At 74.7% G+C, this 16195-nt stretch carries 16 protein-coding genes and 4 pseudogenes; 16 read left to right on the top strand and 4 right to left on the bottom strand.

Features of this window, described 5'->3' with window-relative positions; translation table 11 throughout:
* Positions 1 to 74: 74 nt before the first annotated feature.
* Together AB0G32_RS39250 and AB0G32_RS39245 are read right to left on the bottom strand one after the other, a co-directional pair.
* Positions 75 to 338 (bottom strand): hypothetical protein, encoded by a 264-nt coding sequence (locus AB0G32_RS39250; RefSeq protein WP_361175436.1) that lies wholly within the window; start codon positions 336 to 338, stop codon positions 75 to 77.
* Positions 339 to 448: 110 nt separating this feature from the next.
* The gene (locus tag AB0G32_RS39245) at positions 449 to 910 is read right to left on the bottom strand and encodes a MarR family transcriptional regulator (RefSeq protein ID WP_361175432.1); all 462 of its coding nucleotides are present in this window, start codon (positions 908 to 910) and stop codon (positions 449 to 451) included.
* Positions 911 to 987: 77 nt separating this feature from the next.
* Between AB0G32_RS39245 and AB0G32_RS39240 the strand changes: the two genes are divergently transcribed.
* The 5 genes and pseudogenes from AB0G32_RS39240 to AB0G32_RS39220 form a co-directional block, all read left to right on the top strand.
* Positions 988 to 1359, top strand: coding sequence for a VOC family protein (locus AB0G32_RS39240; RefSeq protein ID WP_361175429.1), 372 nt, complete (start codon positions 988 to 990; stop codon positions 1357 to 1359).
* A gap of 123 nt (positions 1360 to 1482) precedes the next feature.
* On the top strand, positions 1483 to 2385 hold the full coding sequence (locus AB0G32_RS39235) for an alpha/beta hydrolase (protein WP_361175426.1): 903 nt from the start codon (positions 1483 to 1485) through the stop codon (positions 2383 to 2385).
* Positions 2386 to 2611: 226 nt separating this feature from the next.
* Positions 2612 to 2971, top strand: a complete 360-nt coding sequence (locus AB0G32_RS39230; protein WP_361175423.1) for an SAV_915 family protein — start codon at positions 2612 to 2614, stop codon at positions 2969 to 2971.
* Between the two features lie 14 nt (positions 2972 to 2985).
* Positions 2986 to 3798: pseudogene (locus AB0G32_RS39225) on the top strand (diaminopimelate decarboxylase); the annotation flags it as partial.
* A gap of 195 nt (positions 3799 to 3993) precedes the next feature.
* Positions 3994 to 4503: pseudogene (locus AB0G32_RS39220) on the top strand (diaminopimelate decarboxylase); the annotation flags it as partial.
* 27 nt (positions 4504 to 4530) lie between these two features.
* Here AB0G32_RS39220 and AB0G32_RS39215 read toward each other — a convergent pair.
* Positions 4531 to 5265: a hypothetical protein gene (locus tag AB0G32_RS39215; protein ID WP_361175420.1), complete on the bottom strand. Its 735-nt coding sequence runs from the start codon at positions 5263 to 5265 to the stop codon at positions 4531 to 4533.
* A 170-nt stretch (positions 5266 to 5435) separates the two neighbouring features.
* Here AB0G32_RS39215 and AB0G32_RS39210 point away from each other — a divergent pair, with 170 nt between their 5' ends.
* From AB0G32_RS39210 to AB0G32_RS39175, 8 genes and pseudogenes are all read left to right on the top strand, one after another.
* Positions 5436 to 6218 (top strand): IclR family transcriptional regulator, encoded by a 783-nt coding sequence (locus AB0G32_RS39210; protein WP_361175417.1) that lies wholly within the window; start codon positions 5436 to 5438, stop codon positions 6216 to 6218.
* 90 nt (positions 6219 to 6308) lie between these two features.
* Positions 6309 to 8042, top strand: coding sequence for a hypothetical protein (locus tag AB0G32_RS39205; protein WP_361175414.1), 1734 nt, complete (start codon positions 6309 to 6311; stop codon positions 8040 to 8042).
* On the top strand, positions 8039 to 8683 hold the full coding sequence (locus AB0G32_RS39200; protein WP_361175411.1) for a hypothetical protein: 645 nt from the start codon (positions 8039 to 8041) through the stop codon (positions 8681 to 8683). Before AB0G32_RS39205 ends, AB0G32_RS39200 begins: the two co-directional genes overlap by 4 nt.
* Positions 8680 to 9660, top strand: a complete 981-nt coding sequence (locus tag AB0G32_RS39195; protein WP_361175408.1) for a membrane dipeptidase — start codon at positions 8680 to 8682, stop codon at positions 9658 to 9660. The genes AB0G32_RS39200 and AB0G32_RS39195 overlap by 4 nt, the downstream gene beginning before the upstream one ends.
* A gap of 132 nt (positions 9661 to 9792) precedes the next feature.
* The gene (locus tag AB0G32_RS39190; protein WP_361175405.1) at positions 9793 to 11226 is read left to right on the top strand and encodes an MFS transporter; all 1434 of its coding nucleotides are present in this window, start codon (positions 9793 to 9795) and stop codon (positions 11224 to 11226) included.
* 56 nt (positions 11227 to 11282) lie between these two features.
* Positions 11283 to 11778 (top strand): annotated as a pseudogene (locus AB0G32_RS39185) (SAM-dependent methyltransferase); the annotation flags it as partial.
* 315 nt (positions 11779 to 12093) lie between these two features.
* Positions 12094 to 12252 carry a hypothetical protein gene (locus tag AB0G32_RS39180; RefSeq protein WP_361175401.1) on the top strand — a complete coding sequence of 53 codons (159 nt, stop codon included), beginning with the start codon at positions 12094 to 12096 and terminating at the stop codon, positions 12250 to 12252.
* A gap of 25 nt (positions 12253 to 12277) precedes the next feature.
* Positions 12278 to 12532, top strand: a pseudogene (locus AB0G32_RS39175) (hypothetical protein); the annotation flags it as partial.
* Here AB0G32_RS39175 and AB0G32_RS39170 read toward each other — a convergent pair.
* On the bottom strand, positions 12468 to 13079 hold the full coding sequence (locus AB0G32_RS39170) for a TetR/AcrR family transcriptional regulator C-terminal domain-containing protein (protein WP_361175398.1): 612 nt from the start codon (positions 13077 to 13079) through the stop codon (positions 12468 to 12470). The pseudogene AB0G32_RS39175 and the gene AB0G32_RS39170 sit on opposite strands and share 65 nt — an antisense overlap.
* Before the next feature lie 94 nt (positions 13080 to 13173).
* Here AB0G32_RS39170 and AB0G32_RS39165 point away from each other — a divergent pair, with 94 nt between their 5' ends.
* From AB0G32_RS39165 to AB0G32_RS39155, 3 genes are all read left to right on the top strand, one after another.
* Positions 13174 to 14643 (top strand): FAD-dependent monooxygenase, encoded by a 1470-nt coding sequence (locus AB0G32_RS39165; RefSeq protein ID WP_361175395.1) that lies wholly within the window; start codon positions 13174 to 13176, stop codon positions 14641 to 14643.
* Positions 14644 to 14696: 53 nt separating this feature from the next.
* Entirely contained in the window at positions 14697 to 15641 is a 945-nt protein-coding gene (locus AB0G32_RS39160; protein WP_361175392.1) for an RNA polymerase sigma-70 factor, read from the top strand.
* A 122-nt stretch (positions 15642 to 15763) separates the two neighbouring features.
* A partial coding sequence (locus AB0G32_RS39155) for an FAD-dependent oxidoreductase (protein WP_361175389.1) occupies positions 15764 to 16195 on the top strand: 432 nt, incomplete at its 3' end.

The following is a 16195-nucleotide window of genomic DNA, read 5'->3' as shown; positions in this document are numbered from 1 at the left end:
CTCCGCCGGGGCGGGGGGCGAATTCGGCGGGTACGCCGACCGGCCGTAGCGCCCGGCCGGGACCGGACGACGGGTCAGCGGACCCGGTCCCGCAGATACTCGGTGAGGGCGGTGCCCGGCCGGAAGGCCGCGGTGCCGTCCTCGCTGTGGAAGCCGCCGAAGCTGCCCAGGGACACCGTCTCGCCGCCGCGCAGGGCCCGGGCGATGGCGCCGGGCCGTTCCACGGTGCCGAAGACGGCGTCGAACACCCGGCTGACCTCCTCCGGCGCCAGCGGCCGTTCGCCGCCGTGCCCGGCGGTGCCCGCACAGGCCGCTTCGACCAGACGCGCCTTGTCCATGAGTCGTTCCCGTCCGTTCCGGTGGCGGTGGGGGACCGCGGCGGGGGCACCGCGGCCGGCACTCCCCCCAGCATCCGGGTGGTGCGCCGCGGGCGCACGTCGGACCCGGCTCAGGCGTCGAGCGCCGCCGCCATGGTGTCGAGGTCGGCGAGCAGGGCCGTGAGGCGCTGCGCGGGGACGGCTTCGATCATGCGTGTCTCGATGGCGTAGACGGCGCCGCGGGCCGCGTGCAGGCGCTGCTGCCCGGCCGGGGTGAGGTGGACGGGCAGGGCCCGGCCGTGTTCGGCGTGGGCGGCCCGGACGATGAGACCGGCGTCCTCCAGGCCGCGCAGCACGACGTTGGCCGACTGCCGGGTGACGAAGGTGCCGCGGGCCAGGCCGGCGTTGGACAGGCCCGGCTGTTCGTCGAGCAGCTCCAGGCAGGAGTACTGCGGCACGGTGAGGTCGTGCTCGCGCAGGGCCCGGTCCATGGCGCCGCGCAGGGCGGCGGCGGCGCGCTTGAGGCGATAACCCACGTGTTCGGTCACGTCCTGGGCCGGATGGGGCGGGGGTACGGGCAGACGCTCTTCCATGTCAGCATTTTGACATAGCGCGGCAGGGCTGCCTACAGTCGGTGATGTCAAAGTCCTGACATCAGCAAGGGGAAATCATGTCCGTCTCCGTCGAAGGTCCCGACTTCATCGCCCTCCAGGTGCGTGACGTGCCCGCCGCGGCCGCGTTCTTCGAGGAGCGCCTCGGCCTGCGCCGGGCCGCCGCCTCCCCGCCCGGCGCGGTCGTGTTCACCACCAGCCCGGTCCCGTTCGCCGTCCGTGAGCCGCTGCCGGGCGTCGACCTCACCGGCGACGCCCGCCCCGGCCTGGGCGTCGCGCTGTGGCTGCGCACCCCGGACGCGGGCGCGCTGCGCGAGCTGCTGGTGGCGGCGGACACGGCGGACGTCGGCCCGCTCCAGGACAGCCCGTTCGGCCCGATGTTCACCTTCACCGGCCCCGAGGGCTACCGGCTCACCGTGCACGGCGGCTGACCGCGAGCCGCTCCCCGGCGGACGTGCGCGCAGGTGTTCGTACCGCTGTTCCCGCGCAGTGACCGGGACGGGCCCGGCTCGTTGACCGCCGGTAAAGCGTGACGACCAGGTGCGGGAGTAGTTGTGGAGTTCATCCATCAGAGCGTCTTCGAAGGGTTCCGTTTCGGCTGCCGGGTCGTGGAACAGCCGGCCGCCGAGACGGAACCGGTCGTGGTGCTGGGCGGCGCCTACCAGACCATGCATTCCAACCGCCGCTCCGAGCGGCCGTGGGCGCGGGCCGCGACCCTGGTGAACGTGGAACTGCCGGGACTGGGCACGGCGGACGACCTGCCGGCCGAGTACGGCTTCGACTTCATGGGCGACGCGCTGGGCCACCTCCTGGACGAACTCGCCCTGGAACGCGTCAACATCATCGCCGTGTCCTACGGCACCGCCATCGCCTACCGCTACGCGCACCGCAACGCCGACCGGGTGGCCCGGCTGGCGCTGGTCGGCGCCACCCCGTCACTGCCGGGGGACGCGCGGGCCACGGTGGAGGCGATGAGCCGGCTGCTGCGCACCGGCGCCATGTCCGAGTTCGCGCGGCGCGCGGTCGACCTGCTGGTGTGCCGGCGCCCGGAGTGCCTGGACGCGCATCCGCACAGCGCGGCCGAGGTGCTGCGCCGGGTCCTGGAGGCCGCCGACCCGCACGACGTGGAGCGCTACGCCGCCGCCAACGACCGCCTGCTGCGCCACCCCTTCGACCACCCGGACGGCATCCGCGGGGTGCGGGCGCTGTGCGTGAGCGGGGAGCACGACCGGCTGTGTCCGCCGCAGCGGGCCCGCGCGGTCGCCGAGAGCATCCCCGGCGCGGTGTTCACCACCATGAAGGGCTCCGGACACGTCCTGCACCTGGAGCGGCCCAAGGACTTCAGCGATGTCCTGGCCCGCTTCCTGACCGACGCCGAACTCGCCGGCCACCCCAGCCTGACCACGCTGGAGCACGTCCCGGTGCCGGACGCGGGGAAGACGCCCCTGCGGGTGTGACCGGCGCGCGGTGCCGGGGACGGGTGCGGGGCGCCGGCCGGCGGGTGTGTCAGCAACCCGTCAACGTCCCCCGGCCGATCGTCAGTGTCGCGTCAGGAGCCGTCCGCGCCGGGCCGTGCCGGGCATAGCGTGCCTGTGTCCAGCACCGGCCCCGGCGCACGGAAACGACCCCGGGGCACCACCACCGCGCTCCGCGCCCACCGCGCGGCCCATCGGGAGGACCCCCATGACAGACACCCGCGGCGCCGAGGACCCCGAGCCCTGTGAACGGTTCCCGGCCGGACCCCTGTACGTGCCGGTCCGGCCGGGCCGCTCCGGATGCGCCACACTGCTCTTCCGCACCCCTCTCGGCCGGCGCACCGCCGTCGGCTTCACCTCCGCCGGCCGGCTGGCCGCCACCCTCGGCGCCGGCCGGCCCTGGATCCGGCTCGCCGAGCCCGCGCTGCGGGCCCTGACCGCGCCGTTCGGCGTCACCACCGTCACGGTGGACCCGCAGTTCACGGCGCCCGCGGCCCCCGCGCCCGCCCCCACCTCCGCTCCGGTCCGGAGCGCCGCGGCGTCCGTCCCGGCGCTGCGCGTCGGCTGACCGGGAGACGTCCGATGACCACGTTCCACCTGCCCGCCACCCGCCCGGCCGGTGACCTGTCGGTGTGGCCCCTGTCCAGCACCGAGTCGGCGCACGGTGTCCTCGCGGTGGGCGGCGTGCCGCTCACCGACATCGCCGACCGCTTCGGCACCCCCGTCTACGTCCTGGACGAGGCCGAGGTCCGCGACCGCTGCCGCACCTACCGGGACGCCTTCCCCGACGCCGAAGTCCTGTACGCCGCCAAGGCGTTCCTGTGCCGGGCGATGGTCCACTGGACGGCCGAGGAGGGCCTCGGCCTCGACGTCTGCTCGGCCGGCGAACTCGAACTCGCCGTGACCGCGGGCTTCCCGCCCGAGCGCATCGTGCTGCACGGCAACGCCAAGTCACCCCGCGACCTCGACGCGGCCCTGCGCCTAGGCGTGGGCCGGATCGTCATCGACAGCCCCTCGGAGATCGCGCGGCTGGCCGCCGCCGTCGGACCGGACGGTCACCAGAAGGTCATGGTCCGGGTGGTGCCCGGCATCGGCGCGGGCGGCCACGAGAAGATCCGCACCGGCACCGACGACCAGAAGTTCGGCCTGTCGATCACCGACGGCTACGCCCAGCACGCCATCGCCCGCATCCTCGACCAGCCGCAGCTCGAACTGACCGGACTGCACTGCCACCTGGGGTCCCAGATCACCAGTGTCCAGCCCTATCTGCGCGCCGTGCGGCGCCTGGTCGGACTGATGGCCCGGCTGCACCGGCAGCACGGACTGCTGCTGCCCGAACTCGACCTCGGCGGCGGCCACGGCATCGCCTACCGCCCCGGCGAGGACGCCCTCGACCCGACCGAACTAGGGCCTGTCGTTTGGATCAGGACGCAGGGCATCGGCGGAACTTGTCCATGCCGGTGAGCGGGGCCTGGTGCGTGCAGCTGCAAGGCGGAGGAGGGCGGCAACGCGGAGCGTTGACAACCGACGACAACGCGGCAGATGCGCGTGCCAGGCCCCGCGTCTGCGGCGTGATCCAAACGACAGGCCCTAGCCCGCAAGGTCCGCGCCGAGCTGTCCCACGCCTGCGGTACGGCCGGACTGCCGCTGCCCCGGCTGATCATCGAGCCGGGGCGGGCCATCACCGGCCCCGCCGGCGTCGCCCTCTACCGCGTGCTGGCCGTCAAGCACACCGGCGGGCGGGTCTTCGTCGCGGTGGACGGCGGCATGAGCGACAACCCGCGCCCGGCCCTGTACGGCGTCCGGTACGCGCCCCGCCTGGTCGGCCGGGCCGGCACCGCGGCCCCGGCCCGGGTGACCGTGGTGGGCCGGCACTGCGAGGCGGGCGACGTCCTCGCCGCCGACGTGGAGCTGCCCGGGGACATACACCCCGGGGACCTGATCGCCGTACCCGTGGCCGGCGCGTACCACCTGTCCATGGCCTCCGCCTACAACCTGGTCGGCCGCCCGCCCGTGGCCGCCGTGCGCGACGGCGCCGCCCGCCTTCTGGTGCGCCGCGAGTCCCTCGAAGATCTGCTGAGCCGTGACGTGGGCCTGTGACGGCGCTCCGGTGGCCCCGGGCCCGGTTCACCGGCCCGGGGCCACCGGGGACCTGAGCAGCCGCAGCGCCGCGCAGCAGCCGAGGAACGCGGCGCAGCACGACCACAGGCCGAGAGAGGTGAGGGGGATGAGACTCGCCGTGCCGTCGGTGAAGACGCAGTCGACGGCCACCGGCAGCAGGCCGCGGTCGGTCGCCACGACCTCACCGGACGGCGCCGAGTGCAGATGGGCCACCTGCCACCGGAAGCACTCGTTGCCGAGATCGACGGCCGACATCCGCATCAGCGGTGCCACTCGCGTGAGCCACAGGACGGCGGCCGCCGCGGGCGTCAGCACCAGCCCGGCTCTGGCCCAGCGCGGCGCCCGGGACGGCAGGGCGGTCACCCGGGCCACCGTCCCGGCCACCAGGAGAGCCGCGCCCCACCACATCACCCACGGGCCGGCGGCCGTGGGATGGCTCGGCCCGGACGCCAGCGAGTCCGACCAGTAGCAGGACAGACCGGGCGGGAACGCGTCGGCACGGGCGTGCCGGAGCGGAAAGTCGTCGTCCAGGGTGCGCTGCCCGCAGATCGCCGCGGGCCGCGTCAGCGCGAACCCGTAGGCCAGGGTGTGGGCGTACCCCAGGACGACCAGACCCGCCCCCGCCACCCACCAGCGGCGGTGCCGCGCGGGACGGCGCAGGCGCCGCCACAGTACGTGCCCCACCGCCCCGGCAGTCAGCCAGCCCAGCAGCACCAGCCAGAGAAACAGCCACGCGAACACTCTCCGCCCCCTCCGCCCCGCACTCGGACGTCCCACTCGATCACGGACCGCCGTGAACGTTACGAGCCGGTCAGCTGTCCCCGCACGAGACCAGAAATTAACAGCAGGTCTCTTGTGGCGCCCGGAACGGACACCTACAGTTCCGGCGTCTCTCAGAGAAGGACAGTGTCATGCATATAGTGACAAGCGGTGGTGAGGACTCCTCCTCGCCCCGCTCGACCCGCCCGCTGAGCACCGTGCTGAAGGCACTGGCGCTCCTGGACTTCCTCGCCGGCCGCGACGAACCGGTCCGCGTCTCCTCGCTGGCCCGCGCGGTCGGTGCCTCGCGCGGCGAGGTGCACCGGCAGCTGGTGACGCTGGAGGCCGCGGGCTGGATGGAGCAACTGCCGGACGGCTCCTACCGGTTGACGCTGCGCCCGGCGCACCTCGGGCACACCGCGCTGCGCCAGGCCGGCGTCGGCGAACGCACCGCCCCGCTGCTCGCCGAGGCCGCCCGGGCCTGCGGCGAGGTGGTGAGCATCGCCGTCCTGGACGCCGACACCGCCCGCGTGGTGCAGCGCGCCGAGCCCGGCCGGGCGCTGCACGCCACCCTGCTCCTGGGCGACCGCCTCGAACTGCGCAGCAGCGCCACCGGCCGGCTGCTGTGCGCGCTGGCCGGCGCGGAGACCGTCGCCGCTCTGGCCCGGGACGGCGTGCCGCTGCCGCCGGCGGACGACCTCGCGCTCATCCGGTCCACCGGCTGGGCCACCTCGACGGACGACGCCGAGGACGGGGTCGCCGCCCTCGCGGTGCCGCTGTGCCGGGAGGACGGCCGGGCCGTCGCCGCGCTCAGCGTGCACGGGCCGCGCGACCGCATCACCTCCGCCGGCGCGCTGGCCGTCCTGCGGCCGCTCACCCACCGCATCGAGCCGCTGCTCCGGCTGGACGGCACCGCCTTCGGCCTGCGCGCCTGAGCGGCCCCGGGGCATCCCCTTAACTCTTTAACCCTTGCTCACATGCGACCTGATATGACCGGAAAATCCAGGAAAGGTGCCAGCCAGTCCATGACGTCACCCGCGCCCGCCTCCGCCCCGCCCCCCTTCGCCCCGCCCACCGAGACCCGCACCCGCCCCCCGGCCCGCCTGCTGCGCCCGGAGCGCCTCGCCCTGCTGCCGCCCACCCGGCTCAGCGCGAGCCGCGCCCTCGTGCACCGGATGACCGGGCAGCGGTGGCGCGTCGAGTGCCTGGAGTTCGACGTCGACGCCGGCTCCCGCGGCCGGGTCCGCTACCGCGTGCACACCCCGTCCGGCCCGTTCGACTTCGTGGCGTTCTCCTTCGCGCCCAAGCTGGCGGGCCGTACCAGCCGGATCGTCGGCACCGACTGGGACATGACCGGCGCCCTGTTCGACGGGGTGGCCGACGAGGCCGACCTGGCGCACACCCGGCGCGAGCTGCCCAAGCTGTACGCGGGCCGGGCCACCGCGCACACCCTGGTGTGGTGCCGCTCCAACCGCAGCCTGCGCCTGTTCGAGCACGTCGTGGAGGCCCTCGCGGCAGGACGGCAGCCCGACGCCCGACGCCTGTGGGACGTCGGCTACCTGATGCGCAACACCGGCCTGGACGGCAACGGCACCTTCGGCACCCGCTCCTTCGCCGCGCTGCCCGGCCACCACCCGCTCGCCGCCCCCCTGCACGCCCAGATGCTCGCCGCGTACCTGATGCGGGAGTTCGCCGCCGACCTCGCCGAACACCTCGCCCGGCACCGCGACCGGGGCGCCGTGCGCCTCGACCCGGAACTGCGCCGCGGCCTGGGCCTCGGCAACGCCTCCGCACTCGGCCTGGTGTTCTTCACCAACAACCACCCCCGGCTCGTCGACCGCTGGCTCGCCCTGCGCGAACAGGCCCTCACCCAGGCGCTGTACGCCCGGCGGGGCACCGCCCACCTGGCCGCGATACGGGACCGGACCGAGCGGACCGTCCGCTTCCACGAGCAGGACCCCACCGTCTACGGCGTCTTCGGCTCACCCTCCGGCCTCGCGGTCTCCCTGCGGCGCGCGATGGAGATGCTGGACACCCTGCCCGACCCGGCGGCGCCCGACGCGCTGCCCCGGCTGTGGACCGCGTGGCACGCGGAGCTGGACGAGCCGGCCGTCGAGGCGCTGGCCGGCGTACTGATCGACAGCGTGCCCGACCTGACCGACCCGCTGGTCGACCGGCAGCGGGTGGACGAGACGCTCACCGCGCGCCCCGAGGCATCCGCCGCCGCGCTGCTGGCACACCTGGAGGACGCCTACGGCTGGGCGCTCGCCACCGACCTCACCGCGCCCGGCGCGCTGCGCCACGTCTGGTACAAGTCCCGCGCCGCCGAGGAGCCGCGCCGGGGCCCGCGCGAGGAGGTGACCGAGGGCCTGGACTGGCAGCTCAACGTTCCCCGGGCGGTGCAGGCGCTGGTCCGCGACCTGCGGGCGGCCGACCCGCGCGAGACGGTCGGCGCCTTCCGGGTCCGCCACCCCGAACACCGGGACACCATCACCCGGGTGCAGGGGCTGGCCGGCACGGCGCTGCACAGCCCGCACATGAACATCGCCGACGACGCCTTCCTGCCCGTGCACATCGTGCGGTTCCTCAACTCGGCCGTGCACGGCCTGGACAAGACCGCCGACTCGGCCGGCCGCAACGTCCTCGGGCTGCTGTTCCACGGCGCCCCCACCCGGCACACCCTGCCCGACGCCGACGGCACCGACTGGGAACTGCCCGCCCGCCCGGCCGCCGCCACCCCCTGCGAGGAGCAAGCATGACCGACCACACCCTGTCCGTCTCCGTGCGCGAACTGCGGCTGCTGACCGGCCGGGTCCTGCTCACCACCGCCCTGCCCTTCGGCACGGTGGCGGCGGCCCGGGACATCGTCGTCAGCGCCGAGACCCACGGCCTGGACGGACTGGCCCGCCTCCTCGCCGACCTGCCCGCACTGCGCGCCGCGCACCGCCGGCCCACGGTCGACGGCGGCATCCGCTTCCCCGCCGCCGCGGAGCAGCCGCCGCTGGCCACCGCCGCCGACCTGCTCGACCTCGCCGTGGCCGGCGCGCTGACCGACGGGGCCATCCGGCTGGCGGCGCCCGGCACCGACTGGGCGGTGCGGGCCCTGGTCCCGCTCGCCGCGCGGCACGGCGTCCTGCTCGACCTGGCCCCGGACACGGTCACCGCCCGCCCGGCCCCGGCCGGCCCGGCCGCCGCACCCGACGCCGCCGACCTGCGGGCACTGACGTACGGCGTGCGAGTACCGGCCGCGCGCTGGCAGCGGATCGTCGCCGAGGCCGAACTCGCCCTCACCCCCGACAGCCCGCTGTCCCGCACCCACGCCGGCGACTCCCTGTTCGGGCCCGGCGGCGAGATCCTCGCCGAGGCCGGCGAGGACGAGCCGGTGGGAGCGGCCTCGTGACGCCGCCGGTGGTCGACGGCCTCCAGTGCGGACCGTACGACCGCGAGGTGTTCGAGCAGTTGCGCGCGGGCGGCGTGGTCTGCGCCACCGCCACCGTGGCCTTCTGGGAGGACGCGGTGGAGACGATGGACGCGCTGGCCGCCTGGCACGACCTGGCCACCGACCACGCCGATCTGGTGCTGATCGCCCGGGACGCCGCCGACATCGAACGGGCCCGCGCCGAGGGCCGCACCGCGATCGTGCTGGGCGCGCAGAACGCCTCCCCGCTCCAGGGCCGGCTCGGCTTCGTCCGGCACTTCCACGCCATGGGCCTGCGGGTGATGCAGCTGACGTACAACAACAACAACGAGTTCGGCGGCTCCTGTTACGAGGACAGCGACCCGGGACTGACCCGCTTCGGGCGGGAAGTGGTCCGCGAGATGAACGCGGCCGGGATGCTGGTGGACCTGTCCCACTCCGGCGAGCGCACCCGCCGGGAGGCCATCGACCACTCCGCCGTCCCCGTGGCCATCACCCACGCCAACCCCCGTTCCCTGTACGACCATCCGCGCAACGTGGCCGACGCCACCCTGACGGCGCTGGCGGACCGGGACGGTGTCCTGGGCCTGGCCACCTACGCCGCCATCTCCGGCCGCTACGCCGCGACCCTGGACGACTGGTGCGAGATGGTGGCCCGCACGGTGGAGCGGATGGGGGTGCGGCACGTGGCCATCGGCACCGACCTGAGTCCCAAGGCCGGGCCGGCCGAGTTCGGGTGGATGCGCAAGGGGCGCTGGACGCGCGGCGCGCAGCGCGGCGCGGACCTGGCCACGGCCGGGGCCGCCACCGAGTGGCTGACCGACGCCGCCGGACTGTCCCGGGTGGCGGGCCGGCTCACCGAGCGGTTCGGATTCACCGAAGCCGAGGCGGCGGCCGTCGTCGGCGGCAACTGGCTCCGGCTGTACGAGACCGCGTTCCAGCCGCACCGCGGCGACTGAGACACGCCTGAACCAGACCGGGCGGCACCGCGGCAACGGTCCGCCGCCCGGCCTGTACTCGCCCACCGACGGCCGCCCCGCCCGCCACGCCATGGACACGGGGCCGCCCTTGCACCGAAAGGCCGACGGGCCATGACATATGAGCAGAGCCAGAAGGGGCCGCGCAAATCGGCCCCGGCCACCATCGCCGTCGCCGACGTCCCCGAACCCGACGCCGCCGCACGGCTCACCGCACGCATCGACCGGCTCCCGATGACCCGGCTGCAGGGCCGCATCCTGGCCCAGGGCGGTCTGAGCACCACCCTGGACGGCCTCGACCTGGGCATCATGTCGTTCCTGCTGCCGCTGATCACCACGGCGTTCGCGCTGAGCGGCTCCCAGCAGGGCCTGATCGCCAGCGCCACCCTGGCCGGCGCCTTCGTCGGCGACCTCTCCCTCGCCCTGGCCGGCAACCGGATCGGCCGCAAACCCCTGCTGCTGTGGTCCCTCGTCCTGTACAGCGGCTGCACCCTGCTGTCCGCACTCGCCCCCGACTACTCGCTGCTGCTGGTCCTGCGCTTCCTCGCGGGCGTCGGCGTCGGGGTCAACGTCAACATCGTCATCCCCTACCTCGCCGAGTTCGCGCCGAAGAAGGCGCGCGCCAAGTACGTGGGTTCGCTGGCCGGGTTCTTCGGGCTCGGCTACGTGCTGGCCGCGCTCATCGGCACGTTCGTGGTGGCCCGGGTCGACCACGGCTGGCGGTGGGGCCTGGTCCTGGTCGGACTGCCGGTGATCCTGGCCCTGTGGTGGCGCCGCACCCTGCCCGAGTCCCCGCGCTACCTCCTGCTCAAGGGCCGCGACGCGGAGGCCGAGGCGGTCGTGGTGACCCTGGAGGAGGAGGTACGGCGCCGCACCGGCCGCCCGCTGCCCGAACCGGAGCCGGCCCCGGCGGCCGAACGCGACACCGACCTGAGCGCGGCCCGGCAGTTCGCCGCCCTCTGGCAGGGCCCCTACCTGCGCCAGACCATCGTCACCTGGAGCATGTTCTTCATCGCCAGCTTCGCCTACTACGGCTTCCTGACGTTCCTGCCCAGCATGCTGCTGGACCGCGGCATGAGCGTCACCGACAGCTTCGGCTACGCGCTGCTGGTGGAGATCGCCCAGGTCGCCGGCTACTACCCGGCCGCCTGGCTGGCCGACCGCACCGACCGCAAGTGGTCCATCGTCACCTGCCTCGCCGCCTCCACGGTCTGCGCCTACCTGGTCTCCCAGGCCGACAGCAACACCGCCGTCCTCGTCCTCAGCATCCTGCTCGGCTTCTTCCTCAACGGCCTGTACGCGCCGCTGTACACCTACCTCCCCGAGGTGTACCCGACCCGGCTGCGCTCGATGGCCGCCGCCACCTCAGACGCGTTCAGCCGCGTCGGCGGCATCACCGCCCCGATGATCATCGGCACCATGTACGCCTCCCTGCACTTCGGCGGTGTGTTCACCCTGATCTGCGCGGTCCTGGCCGCGGGCTGCGTACTCACCCTCACCCTGTCGACGGCCACCAAAGGCCGGTCGCTGGAGGCGCTGTCCGGCTGAGACGGACGGCCGAAAAGGAGGTGCGGCCGGGGCGAGGGGGCTTGCAGGGCGCCCCGGTGAACCGCGCACGGATCTCCGCGACCGCCCACACCGACCACCCGGTCAAGGCCCCGCTCGACGACGACTCGGTACGCCGGCTGCTCGACCGCGGCATCCGGCCGGACGACGAGCGGGTCCTCGGCCTCGGCTGCGGACGCCCCGGCCCGGGCGCGTCGGGCGGCGCGGGACCGAGACGTCGCGGAACGCCTCGTCCTGCACCACCAGGACGCCGCGGACTTCGCCCCCCGTGACCGGCTTCGACCTGTTCCTCAGCGTCGGCGCCACGCACGCCTTCGGCGGCCCGCTCGCCGCCCTCGCCACGGCCCGTGGACACCTCGCCCCCCTCTCGGCGGGCGGGCCCTGATCGGCGAGGACTTCCGGGACGGCACCCCGCCCCTGGCGGCCGTCGACCTGCTCGGCGACCTCCCCGACCTGGCGACCACCGTCTACCGCGTGGTCGCCGACGGCTGGACTCCCGGGCACGGCCATGTCAGCACCCGCCGGGAACTGGACCGCAACGAGCAGTCCTGCTGGGGTGCGTCGGCCGGTCCGGCGTGTTCGAGCAGGTGGGGGAGCATCCCATCCCCGGTGGGCCGGCCGGGCGACCGCGGCGGCTTCGCCCCGCCGCGTCACGCGGGCGGCGAACCACCCCTTGAAGCGCCGTTCCGGCACTGCGATCCGCCGACCGGTCACGGACCCGACCGGGACACCGAGCGCGCAACTGCCGGATTCACCGACGGGCACGGCCGCGCGGCGGGGCACTGACGAGACCCACGGCACCTGACGTCCGTCTCCGCCCGCACGACCGGCCGCCGGCAGACTCCCCGCATGCCCACCGCGAACCACCGGACGGCGCTGCTCGCGGCGCCCCTCCTGCTCCGGACGGGGCGGCTGACCGGCTGCGCGGACGCCACCGGCGGCCAGTCGGCCCCGGCCCCCACCGCTTCCGCGGCGACCCGCGCTCCTGCCCGGGTCGAGCAGCGCTGAGACCCCCGCCGGACGGCAGGCCGAGGACAAGACCGGCAGCGGCGGCTACGGCACCCGCGACGACATCGCCGTGCTCCGCCCGCCGGACGGCTCACCGATCGTCCTCGCCGTGCTGTCCGACCGCGCCACGAAGGACGCGGTCTCCGACGACGCGCTGCTCGCGGACGCGACCGAGGCGGTCGTCGCCGCGCCCGCTGAGCGTCCGCCCGCGCGGGTCAGCGGCTGGCGAGGACCGAGGTCAGGCCGAACTCGAAGCGCTCGTCGAAGGAGCCCCCGGTGAGGTGGCCGAGAACGCGGTGCAGCGCCGGGTGGGTGGTGGGAGACACGGCGTCCGCCAGCCGGTCGCCCGGCGACTGGCGCTGCGCCGCCTGTTCCTCCTGGGTGAGACCGAGCGTGAAGTAGAGGAGGGTCCAGACGGTCCACGCCGCCTCGCGTTCGGACCGGCCGCCGTCGAGGAACGCGGTGACGAACGTCTCGGCGAACCGCAGGGTGTGCGGGTCCGCGGCGTAGGTGCCGACGACGAGCGCGGCGCCGTCGCGGTGGGCCAGCAGCGCCCGGCGGTAGCGGCGGGCCAGTTCACGGACGCGCTGGTCCGGCCGGGCCGGCAGGTCGTCGAGCGGGATCTCCCCGACCACCGCGTCCGCCATCAGCTCCAGCATCCGGGCCTTGGTCTTCACATGCCACAGCACGGTGTTCATCCGTACGCCGAGCCGCTGGGCGACCGCCCGGGTGGAGAGCGCGTCCAGCCCCTTCTCGTCCAGCAGCTCCAGCGCCGCCCGGATCACGGTGCCGGGCGCGAGACGCTCGGCCGGTTGCTTATTGGTCATTGACCTAGTTTACTGCGGACAGGCACCCTTGGTCACTGACCAATAGAAGTGACCGGGGCGTGCCCAAGAAGCTGACCAGGAAAGGCTGAGTCCCATGTCACAGCGTCATGTCGTCATCGCCGGAGGCGGCCCCGTCGGGCTCTGGCTCGCCGCCGAACTGCGGCTGGGCGAAATCCCCGTCACCGTCATGGAGCAGCGCACCGAGATCGACGCGCGCTCCAAGGCGCTCACCATCCACCCACGCACCCTCGAAGTGCTGGCCGCGCGCGGCGCCCACCGGCCGTTCCTCGCCGAGGGGCTGCGCATTCCCACCGGCCACTTCGCCTCTCTCGACGAGCGGCTCGACTTCCGGGACCTGGACACCCCGTTCCCGTACACCCTCGCCCTGCCCCAGGCGCGCACCGAGGAACTGCTCGAACAGCACGCGCTCGCGCTGGGCGCCACGATCCGGCGCGGACACCGGGTCACCGGGTTCACCGAACGCGCCGGATCGGTGACCGTGCGGGTGGCGGGGCCGCAGGGGGAGTACGAGACCGAGGCCGATTACGTCGTCGGCTGCGACGGCACCCGCAGCACCGTGCGCACCACCGCCGGCATCGACTTCCCCGGCACCCCCTCCACCGTGCTCGGCTGGCTCGGCGACGTCGCCCTGGACCGACCGCCGCGGCCCGGCTTCGGCGCCGCCGGACCGCACGGCGGGCTGATGGTCGCGCCGCTGCCCGGCGGGCGGTTCCGCCTGGTCGGTCTCAGCCCCGACGGACTCACCACCGACTGGCCCGGCGACCTCACCTTCGACGAGCTGCGGCAGAAGGTCCTCGCCGTCGCCGGCGACGACTTCGGCATGCGCGACCCGTCCTGGCTCTCCCGCTTCGGCAACGCCACCCGGCTGGCCGCCGCGTACCGCCGGGGCCGGGTGCTGCTCGCCGGCGACGCCGCCCACCAGCACTTCCCCGCCGGGGGAGTCGGCATGAACGTCGGCATCCAGGACGCGCACAACCTCGGCTGGAAGCTCGCCGCGACCCTGAACGGCTGGGCCCCGGACGGCCTGCTGGACACCTACCACACCGAACGGCACCAGGTGGGCGCCCAGTTGGCGGAACACAGCCAGGCCCAGACCGCCCTGCTGGCCACCTTCACCCCCGAGGGCCTGGCCCTGCGCTCCCTGCTCAGCGGCATGATCGCCGACCAGCCGGCGTTCGCCCGCGCGCTCGCCGAACGGCTCACCGCGCTCGCCGTGCGCTACCCCGCCGCCGACCCGGCGGCCCACCCCCTCACCGGCACCCGCGCCCCCGACCTGGCCCTCACCGGTACCGGCACCGGCCTGTTCGGTCTGCTGCGGCCGGACGCGTACCTCCTGCTCGACCTCACGGCCGGCGGCACCCTCGGCGGCCTCGCGCGGCCGGGACTCGCCGTCCACGCCGGTACGCTCGACCAGCCTCCGGCCGGCTGGGCCGAGGTGCGCGCCGCGCTGATCCGCCCCGACGGACACGTCGCCTGGGCCGGCGCCGGCCGGGGCGACGAGGCCGCGCCGGCCGCGGCCGTCGGCACCTTCGTCGCCGGCTGACCGGCCGCGCCCGCGCGGAGCACGCCGGACGCCGTCCGGCTAGGATCCGGGCCATGCCGCTGACCGTGCAGGACGTGGACCGGTTCGAGGCCGCCCGGCCCCGGCTGGAGGCCATCGCCTACCGCCTCCTGGGCTGCGCGGGCGAGGCCGAGGACATCGTGCAGGAGACCTTCCTGCGCTGGCAGAACGCCGACGTCGAACACATCGAGGTCCCCGCGGCCTGGCTGACGAAGGTCCTCACCAACCTGTGCCTCAACCAGCTCACCTCGGCCCGCGCGCGGCGCGAGACCTACGTGGGCCAGTGGCTGCCGGAGCCGCTGCTCGCCGGCGACCCGATGCTCGGCCCGGCCGACACCGCCGAGCGGCGCGAATCGGTCTCGTACGCGGTCCTCACCCTCATGGAGCGGCTGTCCCCCAAGGAACGGGCGGTGTACGTGCTGCGGGAGGCCTTCGGCTACTCGCACCGGGAGATCGCCGCGATCCTCGGCCTCACCGAGGCGGCCGGCCAGCAGCTCTTCCACCGGGCCAAGCAGCACCTCGCCGACGGCAGGGCCCGCGGCGAGGTCGACGGGGCCGCCGCCCGGCGGGTGGTCGAGGAGTTCCTGGCCGCCGCCACCAGCGGGCGGACCGAGACCCTCGTCGAACTGCTCACCGCCGACGCCGTCGCGGTCGGTGACGGCGGCGGCAAGGTGCCGGCCCGCACCAAGGCGTTCGAAGGCGCCGTCGCGGTCGCGAAGTTCATGCGCGGCCTGTTCAAACCCGCGCGGGCCAAGCGCGCGCTGGTCGGCGGCTCGCCCGAGATCCACCTCACGAGCGCCAACGGCGGCCCCGCCGTGGTGGCCGTCGTCGACGGGCAGGTCGTCGGCGTCATGTGCCTGGAGATCACCGCCGACGGCATCGCCGCGTTCCGCAGCCAGGCCAACCCCGACAAGCTCCGCCGCGCCACCGAGATGTGGGCGGCCACCGAGCACGGGGCACCCCTGTTCCACGCCTTCTGACCAGCCGCCTCCGGTGTGAGGTGCTTCACATCGCGCTCCTGTCAGGAACGGCCCGGCTGCCCGGTTCAAGGGGCGAAAGCGCACCCCACAAGGGCTGGACCCGCGCAGACAGGAGCAGGAACATGCAGCACCGCATCATCGTCCTCGGCGCCGGCTACGCCGGAGCGATCGCGGCCGGCCGCCTCGCCAAGCGGCTGCACCGCGACGACGTGACCATCACCCTGGTGAACGCCGAGCCCGACTTCGTCGAACGCGTCCGGCTGCACCAGCTCGCGGCCGGCCAGGACCTCAGGCCCCGGCCGCTGAGCGAGATGTTCGCCGGCACCGGCGTGCGGCTGCGGATCGCCCGGGTCACCGGCGTCGACGTCGACCGCCGCACCGTCACCGTCGCGGACCCGGCCGGCGGCACCGGGGAACTGGCCTACGACACCCTCGTGTACGCCCTCGGCAGCGGCTGGCACGACCAGGACGTCCCCGGCGTCGCCGAGCACGCCTTCGAGATCGCGAGCCGGCCCGGCGCCCGCCGGCTGCGCGAGCGGCTGGCCGGCCTGGGC

It is taken from the genome of Streptomyces sp. NPDC023723 (assembly GCF_040639815.1).
Classification (GTDB): Bacteria; Actinomycetota; Actinomycetes; order Streptomycetales; family Streptomycetaceae; genus Streptomyces.
This window is presented reverse-complemented; position numbering and strand designations above follow the sequence as displayed.